Raw genomic sequence first — 17,561 nt, 5'->3', positions numbered from 1 at the left:
AAATCTCCACGACGCACCCGGCAAGACTGGCATGGCGCGTTCCGCCCCGGAGGATCCATGCCCCACCCCGTCCACGTCTCCCTCGTCTCGAGGGAAGTCGGCCATGCGTCGCAGGCCCGCGTTACCCGTTGCACGGTGGCCATACCGGTGCGCAACGAGGCCGAGCGCATTCATTCGTGCCTCGGCGCGCTGCACGACCAGCGGCTCCCGACCGACGGGTTCGAACTGCTCCTGGTACTCAACGGTTGCACCGACGCGAGCTGGCACCGCGCACTCGACGTGCTCTCCCACTGGCGACGCCCCTGGCGCATGGTGGAGTGCGTCTTGCCCATGGGCCTCGACCACGCGGGGGGCGCACGTGCCGCGGCCCTCGGCATGGCCCTGGAACGGGGAACGCCCGCGGTGCTGACCACCGATGCCGACTCCCTGGTCGGGCCCGACTGGGTCGCCCTGAATCTGGCCGCGCTCGACCACGGCGACGTCGTGGCCGGGGACGTGGACATTCGTGATGATGAGCGGCTGGCCCTTCCGGCACATCTGATCGAGCGGCAACGGCTCGAAGCAACCTACGGCGCCTTGCTCGACGAGATCGAGGCCTGTTGCGATCCGCTGGATCATGACCCCTGGCCCAACCATCGCACGCGCTCCGGGGCCTCGCTCGGATTCCGCGCGGACGCGCTGCGCCGCCTGCCGTCCCTGCCCGCCCCGCCGTGCGGCGAAGACCGCGCCCTGGTCGCGGCCCTCGCCGCCCACGGCGCCCGCATACGCCATGACACGCGCATCCGCGTAGGCACCTCGCCGCGCCTGGCCGGGCGTGCCCGTGGGGGCATGGCCGATACGCTGCGATACCGTATTCGTCGGCAGAACGCACGTTGCGATCCGATGCTCGAGGCCGCGCATCGTCTCGTCGTGCGGGCCTCCCTTCGCGCGAGGGCGCGCACCGTCTTCGAGTCCGGCATGCCGCCCCATCACCTGGCCGTGCATCTGGGCCTCGTCCCCGGCCGCCTCACAGACGAGCCCTGTATCCATTTCGAACGGGCCTGGCAGTGGATCGAGGCGAACGTATCCGCCCTGGCGCGTCGGCCGCTGTCCCCGGCCGCTTTGCCGTCTCAGATCGACCTGGCGCGCGATTGGCTGCGGCGCACGGCCGAAGCGTCCAGCCGACGCGAGGTCGCTGCATGACCCTCCATCGATTGCGCCGATCTCAGGTCCTCGGCCACGCCCAGCGCGCCCTCGCCGAGGTCGTGTTGCCACGCCTCCGCGAGTTCGCCGCCGAGGACGATGCCAAGGGGACTTATCCGTCCGGGGGCATGGACCTGCTGCGCAGGGCCGGACTCCTGGCGGCCGTGCTGCCGCCGACGAAGGGCGGCGAAGGACTCGGTTGGATTCCCTCGGGCACGCCCATGCTCTTCGACATCCTCACGGGCATCGGCGGCGCCCACCTATCGCTGGCCCGCCTGTACGAAGGGCACGTGAATGCCTTCGCGCTGCTATGGGCCCATGGCGACGAAGTGCAGCGCAACCGGCTGGTGGACTACGTGGACGGGGGTGGCGTGATGGGCGTCTGGAACGCCCCGTCGCCCGACGGTCCCCTGCGGCTGGTGGATGACGGCTCACGCATGGTGTTGCGTGGGCGGAAGATCTACTGCTCGGGCGCGGGCGACCTGCGCCGCCCCCTGGTCACGGCCGAGCGCGACGGCGAATTGTTGATGGCCTGGCCCGACGTGTCGGACGCCCGGGTCGATCTCTCCGGGTGGAAGGTCCATGGCATGCGCGCCACCATGACGGGCACCGTGGATTTCGACGGCGTCGAGGTACGCCGCGAGGACCTGTTCGGCGAACACGACGACTACCATCGCCAGCCCGCGTTTTCCGCGGGCGCGTGGCGCTTCGTCGCCGCGCAACTCGGTGCGGCCGCGGCCCTGGTCGACCTCATGCGCGAGTCGCTGTCCGCTACCCGGCGCGATGGCGATCCGCATCAACGCGCACGGCTGGCGGATGCCGCGATGCTCGTCGAAACCGCTCGCCTATGGACCTGGGGCGCGGCGAAGCGGGCCGAAACCGTCGATGTCGATATCGACGACGCCATCGCCTACGTCGGCATGGCGCGCCTTACGGTCGAACGCGCGAGCATGGAGATCATCGACCTCGCACAGCGTTCGCTCGGCCTGCGGTCGATGATGACGGGCGATCCCGTCGAGCGCATCGTGCGCGACCTGGCCACCTACCTGCGCCAACCCGTGCCCGACGCCATCCGCGACGGCGTCGCCGGCCGCGTGCTTGCGAAAGGTCTCCCGCTGCTGGAATGCTGGGCGACATGACACCTCCCCGCTCCCACGCCGACGTATTCGCCGGCTTCCCCCTCGTCGACGTCGCGTCGTGGCTCGGCCGCAAGTCGCTGCTGGTGATCGCACCCCATCCCGACGATGAGAGCCTGGGCATGGGTGGCCTCATCGCGTCGGCCGCCGCGCTGGGCCGCGCGGTCGACGTGGTATTCGTGACCAGCGGCGAAGGTTCGCATCGCGGCTCTCCCACCCACCCGCCCGCCGTGTTGGCCCGGGTACGTCGCGAAGAAGCCACGCGGGCGGTGGATATCCTCGCACCCGGCCGGAACGCCGCCCATTTTCTCGACCTCCCCGATGGGGGACTCTCGACCCTGCCTCGCCCCTGGGAGGCCGTCGAGGCACTGGCGGCATGCATGACGCCGGACACCATCGTTTGCGTCACTTCCGATACCGATCCGCACCCCGATCACCGCCAATCCTTCGCGTGGGCCCGCGAAGCCAGCCGCAAGACGGGCGCGACGTTGTGGACCTACCCGGTATGGACATGGATGTCGGACACGCCGGCGGACGAGAGCCTTTCGGGCGTGCGCCTGGACGTGTCGGCCCGCCTGGACGCCAAGCGCAGCGCCATCGCGGCGCATCGCTCGCAACATGGCCTCGTCATCGATGATGCCGAAGAAGCCTTCACCTTGCCCCGGCAGATGGTCGAACGCCTCTGCCAGCCCCACGAGGTGCTCATCCGCATCCATGAATGATTTCGGCCGCGCCTACTTCGATGCCTTGTACGAGGCGAACCCGGATCCCTGGCACTTCCGGACGAGCCGCTACGAACAACGAAAATACGCGCGAACCCTCGACGCATTGCCTCGCGCGCGCTATTCGCACCTGCTGGAGTTGGGCTGCTCGATCGGCGAGCTGACCCGCCACCTCGCGTTGCGCGCGGAGCGGGTGACAGCGGTGGACGTGTCGCCCATTGCGCTCGAGGCAGCCCGAAAGACCTGCGAAGCGCTGCCGAACATCCGTTTCGTCCAAGCGCTCCTTCCCGGCGGCGAATGGAACGGCGACTACGACGCGGTGGTGCTTTCGGAAATCCTTTACTACCTGCAACCCGATGCGATCGCGACGCTCGCCGGACGAATCGCATGCTTCGCCCCGAAGGCCGATATCGTGCTCGTGCATTGGACGGGCGAGACGGATTACCCGCTCCGCGGCGACGAGGCCGTGGAATGCTTCATCGCCCACTGCGCGTCGCACGCGGTCGACATGCACGAACGCCTGCCCGAATACCGCATCGAACGCCTGACCGCCTCGCCGTAACCGCCCCTTCGCCGCTTTCAACCCATTCCGCTTCCGGTGCATCCCACCCGCACGCCAACCCAGGGAGCACCACGTGAAACCGACGCTAGTCGCCCTTTTCGCCTTTCTTCTGGCCGCCACGGCCCATGCCACCGACCGTCCCCAACTGCTGATCCTCGGATCGGCCCATCTGGACAACCCGGGACACGACCTCGTCAACACCACGGTGGAAAACGTGCTGGCGCCGAAACGCCAGGCGGAAATCGTCGACATGGTCGATCGACTCGCCGCCTTCAGGCCGACCCATGTCGCCGTCGAGTGGGCCGCCAGCAAACAGGCCAAGCTGGACGAACGCTATGCGGCCTATCTCGCCGGTACCTACGAGCTGACGGCCGACGAACGCGACCAGATCGGCCTGCGCCTGGCGAAGAAGTTGGGACTGAAGCGCGTGGACGCCGTCGATTGGAACGAGGACGCTCCCGGCAAAGACGAAGACTACGACTTCATCGCCTGGGCCAAGACCCATGGCCGACAGGCGCAATACGACACCTATCTGGCCCAGGTGAAGGCTTGGGTCGGCGACGAGGCTGGCTTCCGCCGCTCGCACAGCGTCACCGAGTGGTTCCTGCAGTTGAACTCGCCGTCGTACATGGCCACCGATGCGAAACTCTACTTCGACCTGGCGCAGATCGGCGACGACACCATGAATCCGGGCGCCGCCTGGGTGGGACAGTGGTATGCGCGCAACCTGCGCATCTTCAACCATATCAGCGATCTCGCAACGTCACCGAGCGATCGGATCTTCGTCGTATACGGCGCGGGCCACTTGACCTACCTGCGCAAGGACGCGACCGAATCGGGGCGGTTCACGTTGGTGGAACCGTCGACCTACCTGACATCGAAGTAGCCCTCGTCGGGTAGTGTGCGAGACCGGGTGCGGCGTCGATTCCGCACCCGGCACCTCGGTAGCAACGGTGCTACTCGAACGCCAGATCGTTCATCAGTACGTGATGTTCGACGACCTTGGATCTCCCTACGCCGTCCGTCGCATCGACATGGGACGGCGTGCCGAAGTTATGGTTGGCACCCATCTCGTAGTCCATCAGGGCCCCGGCTTTCAGCACGAACGGCAGTTTCAGCTCTCCCGTTTTGATGAATTCGATCTTGTAGGGATGCGTCTTGCCGAAGTTACCGCCCGTCGTCGGCCATCCACGTTTGTGAGGCTTCGGCCCCGACGGCTCCGCCGGATCGACGCCCGGCCAACGCTGGAGGCGCAAGCTCAGGCCAGGCACGGTTTCCACGGCATAGAGCACCGACGTGGACGAAGGCTGCGGTCCCCTGCGGTTCCTCACACCTTCGTAGACCGAGTCGAGGATTCGAATCACCGTCGGGAACCTGTTACCGTCGTGATCCGTGGCGATCTCCCCGATCTTGTCCCCGATGCCCGCATCGGAAGGCACCTTGATAGGATCCTTCGAAGCATATTCGACCTCCATGGGCGTGCCGGGATCCTCGATCTTCACTTCCCCGAGCGGCACGGCTCGCCGATCTTCCCAGGTATAGCTCGTCATCGACGAGGTCATCCTCGCTCCTCCGCGACGTACGGTGTATTGCAACGCGATGACTTCGCGGTCCGTCGGCACGTAGATGTCCTCGGCCACCTCGAACGGGCGTGCACCCGACGCGTCCACCACCTGTCTCAGGGCCTTGTCGCTGTCGCCGTTGACCACCAACTCGATGATGTCGCCTTCCAGCCATCCGCTTCCGGTCGACACCGTGACCGTCGGCATTTCCTCGATGAGCTTCAGGGTACGAGAGTACGCGTCGGCCTGGGCGATGATGGGCGCCATGGACGCCTCGATCGTCGACTCGACGACACCTGAAATCTCCCATGCCGCGATGTTCGACTTGACGAACACCTTCTCATCGCCCTGCTTCACCTCGAGTACGCAGGAAAGCACTAACCTGCCTCCGTTTCCGAGTTGGACGAAGCGATCGAAAGGAATGGTGAAGCGCGGAATGATCATGGAGCGAACATCTTTTCTGATCTCGAATTCCCATGCCGTCCCGTCAGCATCGATGCCGTGCCAGAACAAGGTGATGCCCAGGAGATCACGAAGTTTCTGCACCCAGGACGCGGGCGCCGCGACGCTGACGACCACTTCTTTCGCATCAGAAAACTTGTCGATTTCGATGGTCGAGCCCTGTTCGAAGATATCCGGTTCATCCGCCGACGACCCGGGCTTGAGCAGGTTCGGCGCGGGAGGTAGCGACTCGTCTTCGATGGCCAGCGGAATCGTCACCGTGGGTGCATAAAGCGACCAGTTGCCGTGGTCGTCCCGGACCGACCACGTGGCCTCCACCATGCCAGTGCCGATGGCGACGAGCCTTTCCCTGTCGAGCGATACTCGAAAGGACTTCTCGAACTGCCCAGCCAGGATAGGCTCGATCTTGATGGTCTTACCGTTCAACATCAGCTCCGCCTGATCACCGGCGGAGGCGTTTTCCCAAGGGCCATAGACGAAACTCACCTGTGAACTATCCGGGCTGATCAAACGGGGCGAGTACGCCAGCGGCTGCAAGCCGGCGTTGGTACGCGCACCAATGGGTTCGCCGGGATTGCCCGGCACGGTGCGCTTGAGACTATAGTCGGCCGTTGGCGAGGTTGCCTCGGTACCGTCCGGATACTTCCAGGTGTAGCGGGCGGTGAACGGTCCATCGGGAATCCGCTCGAAAACCTGCACCCTTATCCCGCTGATGATCACCTGCTGCGGCGTATCGGGTGTGGCCGGCACGTTCTCGATGTCCACGGGCACTTCGATATCGTTGATGAATACCGAAAGCAGCGTTCCTTCCGGCACCCTGTGCAAGGGACCGATCCACATGACGAGTCGGTCTTCCGGGTCCACCGAAACATCCCTGACCCCCAATCGGCCAGGCTCCGTGGTAATGATGCGAAGAACGGGTAGAGACGATTCATCCGCCATGGTATGACCTCCTATGTCATATCGCGCCGGCACCACGCCGGGCCTCCTCCAACGTAGCTTCCACGGGTGCGTCCATCCACCCTACGGAAGACGTAGTCCATCCATGCACGTTATCTGCAGATTCATTGAAAAGCGCGTGTGCGGGTTAGCGGAAGAACGACCGAGCCAGCGCCGATCGCTACGTCAGTAGCGCTTGGCGGGCGACCGGTACGCCGACCGACGACGTATGACGATCAGTCCAGCGACGATACCCGACGCCATCAGCACCATGTTCCCGAGGGAACGCTGCCGATACGGCACACCCTTCGCCACGCCGGAAGTACGCTTCTTCCCGTCCCTGATCTCCGCCGGCGCGGCTTCGATCCGCACGGCATGCGTGCTCGGACGGATGCCTTTCCCCCGCGCCTCCGCCACGCCGCGCGTCAGCTCCGCGCCCATCAATACGATGAGCGATGAGTAATACGTCCAGACCAGCAGCACCACGAAGGCGCCGGCGGGGCCGTAGGAGCCGCCGACGTCGCTATGGGCCACGTAAAGCCCGATGACGAACTCGCCCAGGAGGAACAGCACCGTGGTGAGCACCGCACCGAAGATGGCGTCGCTCCAGTCGATGCGCGCATCGGGAAGCAGGCGGAACATCATGCCGAACGCGCCGGCGAAAACCAGTACCGACACGCCGTACTTCAGCGCGCTCCACGCCGTCCCGTCCCGCCCCAGGATGCCCTCGATAAGCGCGCTGACCACCAACGAGACGATCAGGAGGAAGGTCACGCCCACCAGCAACGCGAAAGCGCGCGCCCGCGCCCGCAACCACGCGCCGACCGCCTGTCCCGGCTTGGGTTTCACCCGCCAGACCCGATCCAGTGTGCCCTGGAGCTGCGCGAATACCGCCGATGCGCTGAACAAGGTCACGCCCAGGCCGACGATCCCCGCGATGTTGCCCAGCCGGGGATGATCCTGCGCGCTCTGGATGACGGTCACCAACACCTCGGCCGCCTTCTTTCCCACGACGGTGTTCAGCGCCTCCACTAGTTGGTCCTGCCAACCGGGGTTCAACATGGCGATGATCCAGACCAGCAGCAGCAGCAGCGGCGCGACCGACAAGGCGGCATAGAACGCGAGCGCCGCCGCGCGCGTCATGAGTTCGTCATCGCTGAAGCCGTCGATCGCGGACCGAAGCACCCGCAGCGTACGGGACCGGGCTGACTGAAACATGGCGGTTCTCCTCCGCGACCACCTTGACGTCGCGCACATCAAGCCTAGGCGCAGGCGGCGTGAGGACCGCGTGGTCCGAGGCACGTGCCGGATGGACAGACATCGCGACGCTCGACCTTCGCGTGACCAATGGCTCATGGAGGGCGGGGTTGCCCTCGGTACCGTAACGATACTTTCCGAGAAGGGAGGGATGGCCATGATCATGCGTACCGTCTGCGTCGCCCTGGCGTGCCTTTGGGGCGCGGGTGCCGTCCATGCCCATGACGCGCTGCTCGACGCCGCCCTGGCGCGGACCGCCGTCGCGCCGGCCGATGTCCCGGGCACGATTCGCGTCACCTCGACGGTGTTCGGGGGTGACACGCCGGAGACCACGAGCGAGTCCATCGACCCCAAAAAAGAGCCCAAGAAGGCCCTGCCCTCCTATGCGGAACTCAAGGACGTGATCGGCGCGGATGCCCACGTCGCCGGGCAATCGGGCGGCCGCACCACCTATGCATTCACTACCCGCCACGTGCCGCGCGGCTTTTCCCAGGCCGGGAGCGTCAGCGTCAGCATGGACGGGAAGGATGACGAGGAAACCTTCGACGGCAGGGCGGAAGTCAGCAACGACGCTGGCGGAAAGCCCTACGTCAGCCACGTCGACCTGCGCCTCCAGGCACCGTCCGGCAACTGGCTCGCCAAGGTGAAGAAGCTCGACCTGTCCTATGCGTTCGAACCGGACACGACGCGTCCGGATGCCATGCTGGCGACCGCCATGGACGTGGAGGTGGACGTGCGGGCCATGCTTTTCGTGCACGCCCACGCACGGGCGAACGCGAGGCTGGTACGGACCCCGGCCGCACCGTCACCCTGAACCGGGGCGGCCACGGACACATGAAGCCCTTGGCGATCGAATCAGGCCGGATCGACGGGCTCCCATAGCTCGATCGGATTACCTTCGGGATCGTGGATGCGGGCGAAGCGTCCGACGCCATCCATGTCCGGCCAAGGGGTCACGTCGATACCGGCACTCCGAAGTGCAGCGCACAATTCATCGAGCCCCGTCACGCGCAGGTTGAGCATCCACTGGCGCTCGGCGGCGAAATAGTCGGTATTCGCCGGCAACGGCGAAAAAACGCTGGCGCCGGCCTGTGTGTCCCACATGCCGTATGCGCCCTCCCCCACGCCGAGGTGTTCGGCGTACCAGGCACCCAGTGCCTTCGGATCCTTCGCACGAAAGAAAAACCCGCCGATTCCCGTCACCGCCATGGCTGTCCCCTCACGGTTCGCAGGCGTCCATGCTAACCCAAGGCGGCCGCCTGGCGCTCACGGCCGATGCAGCATGGTTCCGACCGCCTCGCTCAAGGTCGCCAGGCTGAAGGGCTTGGAGATCATCTTCATGCCGCGGTCGAGAAAAGCGGCCTGGTTGGTCGCATTGTGCGCGTAGCCGGTGATGAACAGCACGGGCAGTTCCGGCCGGTCGCGGCGCACGATATCGGCCAGTTGCCGGCCGTTGAGGCCGGGCAGGCCCACATCCGTGACGAGGAGATCGGGCGCGGCCCCGGTGGAGAGCATCGGCAACGCGGCTTCGGCGGAATCGGCGGCGAGCACATCGTAGCCGAGCTCTTTCAGCAGCTCGGTCACCAGGAGGCGCACTTGCGGATCGTCATCGACGACGACGATCTGCTGGCCCTGGCCGCCCGTCACCCTGGCGGTGCGCGTTGCGTCCTCGGCGTTACCCGCTTGGCCCGCAAGCGGAAGGTAAAGGCATACCGTCGTCCCCTTCCCTACCGCCGAACGGATCCGGACGTGTCCGCGCGACTGGTTGATGAAACCGTAGATCATCGACATGCCCAGGCCCGTTCCCTGGCCGATCGGCTTGGTCGTGAAGAAAGGCTCGAACACCTTCGCCAGCGTGGCGTCATCCATGCCGACGCCGGTATCGGCCACGGTCATCACGATGTACGCATCCGCATCGTCGTGTTCGGCGTACCGCCCGAGGGTAATGCTCACATCGAGCTTCCCGCCGTCGGGCATGGCGTCGCGTGCGTTGATGGCGAGATTGAGCAACGCGCTTTCGAGCTGGTTGGCGTCGACCATCGCCGGCGGCAGGCCACGCGCCACGGACAGGCTCAGGCGCACACGCTCGCCGAGCGTCCGGGTGAGCAGGTCGTCCATCGAATGGATCAGCGCACCGACGTCGACGGGTTTCGGGTCGAGCGATTGCCGCCGGGAAAACGCCAACAATCGCTGGGTCAGTCCGGCCGCTCGCTGGGCCGACGTCGCCGCGATATCGATGAGGCGCTGCATGCCATCGACCCGCCCCTCGTCCACGCGCGAGCGCATCAATTCCAGCGAGGCCAGGATGCCGGTGAGCATGTTGTTGAAATCGTGGGCGATGCCGCCGGTCAACTGCCCTACGGCCTCCATTTTCTGCGCCTGGCGGAGCGCCTCGTCACTCGCCTGGCGCGCGGCCATCTCGGCCTCGAGTTCCGCCGTGCGCTCCGCCACCCGCCGTTCCAGCAGGGCGGCTTGTTGCCGCGTCGTTTCCAGCGCCATCTTGCGATCGGTGATGTCGACCGCGAAGACGTGGAATCCATCGATGGTTCCGAGCGCATCGAAGCGCGGAATGTAGCGGACCTCGGCATCCCGCCGACGCCCGTCCGGCATGGGCCAGGCGATCTCCGCAAGGATGCCTTCGCCGCGCAACACCCGCTCGATGTCGCCCTTGCGCTGGTTCCACAGCCTGGCGCCCACCACGTCCTCGACCCGTCGGCCGATGATGTCGGCGATCGGCATGCCCAACCATTCTTCGTAGGCGAGGTTGGCGAACCGGTAGACGAGGCCCGCATCGATGAAGGCGATCAACACCGGCAGCGCGTCGGCGACGAGCCGCAGCTCCGCCTCGCTCGCGGCGAGCGCCGCCTGGCTGCGTTCCAGGCGGATCATCTGGTCGCGGATGACGAATTGTTTGAAGCGCGCACGCAGGGCGCTTTCCACCGCGCTGACCAGCGACGCCGAACCCAGCGGCCGCTCGATCTCCACCACGTTGATCACTTCGGGGGGCAGCGACGATGCGCGCCAGCCGCCGCGCGAGCGTGGAGCGCGCAGGAGCACGAAGGGAATGTCCGACCAGGACGGTTGCGCGGCGAGCACCTTCCGAAGCGCGGTATCGTCGAACGCCAGCGCCTCGTCGGTGACCACCACCGTGCCGATCTCATCGCCGATGGCCTGCGCCAAGAGATCGAGATCGCCGTAGATGGCCGGACGCATGCCATGCGACGCGAGTACCGAAGCGATGCTTTGAGCATCCTGCCCGAAAGGAGCGACGATGCAGACGGACCTACGCGTCGGCACTGCGCTCTTCCAGCAGGTGCTCTCCTTCCCCGTCGAATCGCGGGATCCCCGTCAACACGCCATGGAACCGGTCCAGGGGCTCTCCCACGCGCAACCCCCTTGCATCGATGCGAAGCTCACGGATGGTGTCTTCGTGGCCGCCGCCACGATTCTTCAGGATGCTGATGGCTTTCCTGATGCGCCCGCGGGCTTCGAAGAAGCGGAACAGCACGATGGTATCGGCGATGTAGGAGGCGTCCAGCGCGCCGGTGGACATGTTGCCCATCAGGCCATGCTGCGGATTGACCAGGAAGGTGGTCACGCCTTTCTGGTTGAGGTAGGACAGCAGCTCGTGCAGTTGCAGGAAGAGCTGCGCCTCCTGCGGCATCGACGCGATGTAACCGTTGAGGCTGTCGATGACGATGATCCGGCAGTCCCGCTCTTCCACCGCGCGCCGGACGGTCCAGGCGAACTCCCCCGGGGAGATGTCGGCGGGGTCCACCTGGGTCAGCTCGAGCAGGCCGGCGTCGATGTACGGCTGCAGGTCGTTGCCCAGGGCCTTCGCGCGCGTCAGCAGCGTGCCGATCCGTTCGTCGAATTCGAAGAAACAGCACCGCTCTCCGCGTCTCAACGCGGCGATCACGTACTGGATCGTCACGTTGGTCTTGCCGGCGCCGGCGGGGCCGGTCAGCAAGGTACTGGTGCCGCGGAGCGGGCCGCCATAGAGCAGGCGGTCGAGTTCCTCGACGCCGCTGGGCACGGGATCCCCGGCGAACGGGGCATGATGATCCGCCGCGATGAGGCGCGGATAGACTTCGAGGCCGCCGGTGAGCAAGGCGATGTCGTGATAACCGGCCACGAAATCGACGCCGCGCAGCTTCTGCACCTGCATGCGTCGACGGGCCGCGCCGAATTCGAGGGTGAGCCGTTCCAACGACATCACGCCGTGACAAAGGCTGTGCAGGTGGGCGTCGCGCTCCCCGCCCTCGCCGGTCAGGTCGTCGACCAGGACCACCGTGACGTTGCGTGGCGCGAAGAACTGCTTGAGTGCGAGTACCTGCCGACGATAGCGAAGCGGATCCTGGGCAAGCAGGCGAAGCTCGGAGAGCGAATCGAACACGACGCGCGAGGGCTTGCAGCGTTCGACTTCGGCCTGGATGAGGCGGATGGTGCCGCCCAGCTCCATCTCCCATGGATGCAGCACGGACTGCTGGCGGCCATCGCCCAGCACCGATTCGGCGGCGGCGAGTTCGAACAGGTCGATGCCGTCGAGCGTCCAGCCATGCGACCCCGCCACCTCGGCGAGTTCATCGGCGGTTTCCGACAGGGTGACGTAGAGGCACCGTTCGCCCGCCCGGACGCCTTCACGAAGGTATTGCAGCGCGAGCGTGGTCTTGCCGGAGCCTGGCTGCCCTTCGAGCAGGTAGAGCCGGTTGGTGGGTAGCCCGCCGCCGAGGATCACGTCGAGACCGGGGATGCCGGTGCTACAGCGGGGGAGTGGCGTCATCAACGGGTTCTCCGCGACGGATGAAGGTGATTGCCCAAAGGGCGAAGGTCGGGTCACGTCCACTCGCGTCGGGAACAGCCATTCGTCACGATAGTCAACGGGCCGGGCGACAACGATACCGTAGCGGGATGAAGCGGACGTGTAGGCTCGTGGCTCAGGCCGGGTCGACAGGTCTCCACCCGAAAAAAGCGGCATAATCGAGCGCGCCATCCGGCGCCGGAAAGACGGGAGCATCATTGAACTGGCGAACACCCACGGAGAAGGCCGCGTCCGCTCCCCCGATCGTCGAGGCCTCGGTCGAGTCCTCCGTGAAGGCGATACAGAGCCTGTCCATCGTTCCTTCCATCCTTGAAACGGTGTGCCGCCTGACCGGCATGCGTTTCTCGGCCATCGCGCGCGTCACAGACGATCGCTGGACGGCCTGCGCCGTGCTCGATCATCTCGACTTCGGGCTGAAGCCCGGGGGCGACCTGGTGCTGAACTCCACGATCTGCGATGAAATCCGCAATCACCTGCAACCGGTGATCTTCAGGCACGCGAGCCGGCATCCGGTCTTTTCCACGCACCATACGCCGCGGATATACGGACTGGAGAGCTACGTATCCGTGCCCATCCTGACCGAGGGCGGACGATTTTTCGGCACGCTGTGCGCCATCGACTCGGAACCGCGCGATTTCGACGAAGGCACCATCGTCGACACCCTCACGTTGTTCGCCTCCCTGATCGCGGCGAACCTCTCCCTCGAACTACGGGTTCTGGACGCCGAGAGCGCGCTGCGCTCGGAGGTCGATACCGGCGTGTTGCGCGAGCAGTTCCTGGCGGTGGTAGGCCACGACCTTCGCAGCCCGCTGCAGGGCGCGCGTCTCATCGCCGATGAACTGCAGCCCCTCCAGGACACGGAACGAGGACGCCGCCTGGTCGGCCATCTCTCGCGCTGCGTCACGCGCATGTCCGGTCTCATCGACGACATCCTGGATTTCGCGCGCGGGCGCCTCGGTAGCGGCGTGCCGCTGGCGCTGGCCGAACGCGGCGACCTGGACGACGTCGTCGCGGCGGCCGCCGACGAAGTGCGGCAAGGCCAGCCTCACTGCGCCATCCACGTCGCCGCCGCGGTCGATGGACCGGTGCGATTCGACGGCAAGCGCATGCGCCAATTGCTGGCCAACCTGCTCAACAATGCGGTCGCGCACGGCGATCCCTCGACACCCGTCCACGTCGCGGCTACCCGAACCGCGGCCGGCGTGGATATCGCGGTCACGAACCGGGGGAAGCCGATTCCCGCGGACATCCTGCCTCGCCTGTTCGAGCCCTTCGTGCGCCAGGAAAGCAGCTCCCCAGCCCCCGGCCTGGGGCTGGGCCTCTACATCGCGGCGGAAATCGCCCGCGGGCATGGCGGCACCCTCAGCGCGACCTCGTGCCAGGAACACGGCACCGTCTTCACGCTGAGCCTTCCGACGGCAGGCCCGGACGGCGCATTCAAGCCGTGAGCCACACGCGCACCAGCGACAGCAGCTTGTCGATGTCGAGCGGCTTGGCCACGTAATCGTTGGCTCCCGCCTGCAGGCATTGTTGCTGGTCGTCCGGCATGGCCTTGGCGGTGAGCGCGATGATGGGCAAACGGGCGAAGCGCGGGTCCTGGCGAATCTCCCGGGTCGCCGTGAGGCCGTCCTTCACCGGCATCATGACGTCCATGAGCACGAGGTCGATCCCGTCGGCGCCATCCCCGGCCGATGCGTCGAGCGCGTCGATGGCCTCCTGCCCGTTGCGCGCGATGGTCACCACGCAACCGTGCGGCTCGAGCACGCTCATGAGCGCATATACGTTGCGCACGTCGTCCTCGACGAGAAGGATGCGCCGGCCTTCGAGCGTCGCGTCGCGGTGCAGCGCCGCGCGGATCATGCCCTGCTGCGCCTCGGGCAACTCGGCGATGACGCGGTGCAGGAACAGCGACACCTCGTCCAGCAGGCGCTCGGGCGAGCGGGCGCCCTTGATGATGATGGAGCTGGAATAGCGCCTCAGGCGCTCTTCCTCGGCCGACGACAGAACGCGCCCCGTGTAGACGATGACCGGCGGGAAGCCGTAGGCCTCCTGGCTGCTCAGGGTTTCCAGCAGCGAGAAGCCCGACGTGTCCGGCAGGGACAGGTCGAGCACCATGCAATCGAAGGTTTCGTGGCGAAGCAACGACAGGCAGTCCGCCGCCGTGGCGGCACCCACGGTGAGGACGTCCGCGGAGGCCAGCAGCCGGCGGATGGCATCGAGCTGCACGGCATCGTCTTCGACCACCAGCACGCGGCGTGGCCGCTGCGAGAGGCGGGCTTCCAGCGAATCGAGCACCTGCACCAGCTCGTCGCGGGTGGTCGGCTTGACCAGGTAGCCGACGGCACCGAGGGCGAGCGCGGTGCGCGAGTGATCTTCCCCCGAGATCACGTGGATGGGGATGTGGCGCGTGCGGATATCGTGCTTGAGGATGTCGAGCACGGACAGCCCCGACTGGTCCGGCAGACCGATGTCGAGCACGATGGCATGCGGCATCTGCTCACGGGCCGCGGCCAGTGCCTCGGCCGCGGTGGGCGCGACCCACGCGCGGAAACCCATTTCGGTGGCGAGACCCGCGAGGATATCGGCGAACGCGCGGTCGTCCTCGATGATGAGGATGAGGCGACGAGGGTCCAGCGGTTCGCCGGCCACGGGCTGATCGAAACGCGACGGCGCCGGCTCGGGCACGATCCGCGGTATCTGCACTGGCACCGGTGTGGGCATCGGCGGTACCTCGGATGCGGCGCGAACCTCGCCTTCCACGAGCTTGACGGGCATGGTGAGCGTGAACGTGCTGCCCTCGCCGGGACGGCTTGTCACGGCGATGCTTCCGCCGAGCAGTCGCGCCAGTTCGACGGAAATCGACAGCCCCAGCCCCGTGCCGCCGTAGCGCCGGCTGATGGACCCGTCCGCCTGCTGGAACGCCTCGAAAATCCGCGCCTGCTGGTCCGGCGCGATGCCGATGCCGGTGTCGGTCACCGAGAAGACGACGGTGCCTTCGCCCGCCGGACGGATGTCGAGCGTCACGCCACCGGTCTGGGTGAACTTCAGGGCGTTCGACAACAAGTTCTTCAGCACCTGCTCCAGCCGCTGGCGATCGCTCTCGATCACGCCGGGCGCGCCGTCCGCGGCCTTGACGGTGAAGCTCAGGCCCTTTTCCGCCGCCACCGGCGAGAACAGCGCGGCAAGGTCATCGAGCAGACCCTGCACGGGGAACGCCTCGCCACGCACGTCGACGTGACCGGCCTCGATCTTGGACAGGTCGAGGATGTCGTTGATGAGGGTGAGCAGGTCCGTGCCCGAGGTATGGATCGTCCGGGCGAACTTGACCTGCTCCTCCGTGAGGTTGCCGCCCGGGTTGTCGGCAAGGAGCTTGGAGAGGATCAGCGCGGAGTTCAGCGGCGTGCGCAGTTCATGGCTCATGTTGGCCAGAAATTCGGACTTGTACTGGCTCGCCCGAAGCACCTCCCGCGCCTTGGCTTCGATGGCCTCGTTGGCGAGGGCCAGTTCGTCGCGCTGCGCTTCCAGTTGCTGCGATTGCCCGGCCAGGTCCGCGTTGGTCTGCTCCAGTTCCGCCTGTTGCGATTCGAGCTCGTGCTGGGATTCGCGCAGGGCGCGGCTCTGCTCTTCCAGTTCCTCGTTGGATACGCGCAGCTCCTCGCCCTGCGCCTGCAAGGCTTCGGACTGGCGCAGCGTCTCTTCCAGGAGCCGCCCCAGCTCGGCGCGGTACGCGGCCGAACGCAGCGCGATGCCGATGGCCGGCGCGGCCTGCTCGAGCAGGGCGACCACGTCGTCGTCGACCGGATGGAAGAAACCCAGTTCGATCACGCCGTGCACCGCGCCGTCGTGCGTACCCGGTGCGATCACCAGATGGCGGGGCATCGCCTGCCCCATGCCCGAGCCGATCCTGAAATAGCCCTCCGGCACGTCGGACACCACCACCACCCGCTGCTCGTCCACCGCGCGATCGAGCAGGCTCCCCGGCGCGGACGTGGTGTCGCCGTCCGCCACGACGCCCACGGCGCCCACGCGGCGGAACCCCCTACCGTCCGGCGTGAAAAGAAGGCCTGCCTCGGCACCGAGAAACCGGGTGAGGAACGTGAGGGTGACGCCGGCGAGCGCGTCGATGTCCTTGTCGCCGGCCATGGCCACGGCCAGTTCGAGTCGTCCGGCCTGCAACCAGGCCTCACGCTCGCGGGCCGCGGCATTGCGACGGACGAGCACGGCGACGAACACGGTCAGCGCGATACCGAGGAACGCGCTGGCGGCCCCGGACGTCAGCGCGGTGCTGTACGCCGTTTCCATTTCGGCCAGGCGCTTGGCGCGCTGGTCGTATTCCGAGCTGCGCATGATCGCCAGCCGCGCACGGATGTCGTCCATCGCGGCCTTGCCGCGGTCCGAGGCGACGATCGCCAGGGCGGCATCCGCTCCGTGGCTCCGCCGGGTCTCGATCGTGGTCCGCAACTCCTCGAGCTTGCTCTGTACCCGCGCGGCGAACTCGTTGAGGCGTTTCTGCTGGGCGGCGTCGTCCGACATCGCGGCACGAATGGCGTCCATCCGCGCGGGGATGACACCGACGGCGTTCTGGTACGGCTCGAGGTATCGCTCGTTCCCCGTCAGCAGGAAGCCACGCTGACCGGTTTCGGCGTCCTGGATGCTGGAAAAGACATCGCCGAGCGCCCCGACCGTCTCCTGCGAGCGGATGACCATGCCGTTGTCGTTGCGGATGGTGCGCACGTTGAACCAGGCCACCATGCCGCTGCATACGAAAAAGACGACGACCGCCGCCAGCGCGACGAGGGTGCGGGTGTCACGGCCGGAACGGGCCGCCGATCGGCGGGACTTCAAGGTAGAGAGCATGGATGGCGGCACGTATGGACGGACGGAATGAAGGGAATGGCAACGCGGACGACGGTCGCC

13 protein-coding genes are annotated in these 17,561 nt (G+C 66.5%); 7 read left to right on the top strand and 6 right to left on the bottom strand.

The features are described from left to right. Window positions 1-57: 57 nt before the first annotated feature. The 5 genes from JNG39_RS05455 (at window position 58) to JNG39_RS05435 (ending at window position 4,488) form a co-directional block, all read left to right on the top strand. Window positions 58-1,182, top strand: a complete 1,125-nt coding sequence (locus JNG39_RS05455; RefSeq protein WP_368310143.1) for a glycosyltransferase family 2 protein — start codon at window positions 58-60, stop codon at window positions 1,180-1,182. Beyond that, window positions 1,179-2,321, top strand: a complete 1,143-nt coding sequence (locus JNG39_RS05450; RefSeq protein ID WP_368310142.1) for an acyl-CoA dehydrogenase family protein — start codon at window positions 1,179-1,181, stop codon at window positions 2,319-2,321. Before JNG39_RS05455 ends, JNG39_RS05450 begins: the two co-directional genes overlap by 4 nt. After that, window positions 2,318-3,040, top strand: coding sequence for a PIG-L deacetylase family protein (locus tag JNG39_RS05445; RefSeq protein WP_368310141.1), 723 nt, complete (start codon window positions 2,318-2,320; stop codon window positions 3,038-3,040). Before JNG39_RS05450 ends, JNG39_RS05445 begins: the two co-directional genes overlap by 4 nt. After that, window positions 3,033-3,602, top strand: a complete 570-nt coding sequence (locus JNG39_RS05440) for an SAM-dependent methyltransferase (RefSeq protein WP_368310140.1) — start codon at window positions 3,033-3,035, stop codon at window positions 3,600-3,602. The genes JNG39_RS05445 and JNG39_RS05440 overlap by 8 nt, the downstream gene beginning before the upstream one ends. A 73-nt stretch (window positions 3,603-3,675) precedes the next feature. Next, window positions 3,676-4,488, top strand: coding sequence for a DUF5694 domain-containing protein (locus tag JNG39_RS05435; RefSeq protein WP_368310139.1), 813 nt, complete (start codon window positions 3,676-3,678; stop codon window positions 4,486-4,488). A gap of 70 nt (window positions 4,489-4,558) precedes the next feature. On the opposite strand, the gene JNG39_RS05430 is transcribed toward JNG39_RS05435, so the two are convergent. Both JNG39_RS05430 and JNG39_RS05425 read right to left on the bottom strand, forming a co-directional pair. Further along, the gene (locus tag JNG39_RS05430) at window positions 4,559-6,568 is read right to left on the bottom strand and encodes a hypothetical protein (protein ID WP_368310138.1); all 2,010 of its coding nucleotides are present in this window, start codon (window positions 6,566-6,568) and stop codon (window positions 4,559-4,561) included. A 183-nt stretch (window positions 6,569-6,751) separates the two neighbouring features. Then, on the bottom strand, window positions 6,752-7,783 hold the full coding sequence (locus JNG39_RS05425) for a YihY/virulence factor BrkB family protein (protein ID WP_368310137.1): 1,032 nt from the start codon (window positions 7,781-7,783) through the stop codon (window positions 6,752-6,754). A gap of 196 nt (window positions 7,784-7,979) precedes the next feature. Between JNG39_RS05425 and JNG39_RS05420 the strand changes: the two genes are divergently transcribed. Continuing rightward, a complete protein-coding gene (locus tag JNG39_RS05420) occupies window positions 7,980-8,636 on the top strand; it encodes a hypothetical protein (RefSeq protein WP_368310136.1) in 657 nt (218 codons plus the stop codon). A 41-nt stretch (window positions 8,637-8,677) separates the two neighbouring features. Here JNG39_RS05420 and JNG39_RS05415 read toward each other — a convergent pair whose 3' ends face one another. From JNG39_RS05415 to JNG39_RS05405, 3 genes are all read right to left on the bottom strand, one after another. Continuing rightward, the gene (locus JNG39_RS05415; RefSeq protein ID WP_368310135.1) at window positions 8,678-9,031 is read right to left on the bottom strand and encodes a VOC family protein; all 354 of its coding nucleotides are present in this window, start codon (window positions 9,029-9,031) and stop codon (window positions 8,678-8,680) included. A gap of 57 nt (window positions 9,032-9,088) precedes the next feature. After that, window positions 9,089-11,035 carry a response regulator gene (locus JNG39_RS05410; RefSeq protein ID WP_368310134.1) on the bottom strand — a complete coding sequence of 649 codons (1,947 nt, stop codon included), beginning with the start codon at window positions 11,033-11,035 and terminating at the stop codon, window positions 9,089-9,091. Window positions 11,036-11,105: 70 nt separating this feature from the next. Then, window positions 11,106-12,605, bottom strand: a complete 1,500-nt coding sequence (locus JNG39_RS05405; protein WP_368310133.1) for an ATPase domain-containing protein — start codon at window positions 12,603-12,605, stop codon at window positions 11,106-11,108. A gap of 236 nt (window positions 12,606-12,841) precedes the next feature. Here JNG39_RS05405 and JNG39_RS05400 point away from each other — a divergent pair, with 236 nt between their 5' ends. Beyond that, window positions 12,842-14,092 carry an ATP-binding protein gene (locus JNG39_RS05400; protein ID WP_368310132.1) on the top strand — a complete coding sequence of 417 codons (1,251 nt, stop codon included), beginning with the start codon at window positions 12,842-12,844 and terminating at the stop codon, window positions 14,090-14,092. On the opposite strand, the gene JNG39_RS05395 is transcribed toward JNG39_RS05400, so the two are convergent. Next, the gene (locus JNG39_RS05395) at window positions 14,082-17,501 is read right to left on the bottom strand and encodes a response regulator (RefSeq protein WP_368310131.1); all 3,420 of its coding nucleotides are present in this window, start codon (window positions 17,499-17,501) and stop codon (window positions 14,082-14,084) included. The two genes, JNG39_RS05400 and JNG39_RS05395, sit on opposite strands and share 11 nt — an antisense overlap. Window positions 17,502-17,561 lie beyond the last annotated feature (60 nt).

Source organism: Luteibacter sp. CQ10, from assembly GCF_040900725.1.
Classification (GTDB): Bacteria; Pseudomonadota; Gammaproteobacteria; order Xanthomonadales; family Rhodanobacteraceae; genus Luteibacter.
Note: the sequence above shows the minus strand (reverse complement) of the source record. Positions and strands in the feature narration are given on the sequence as shown.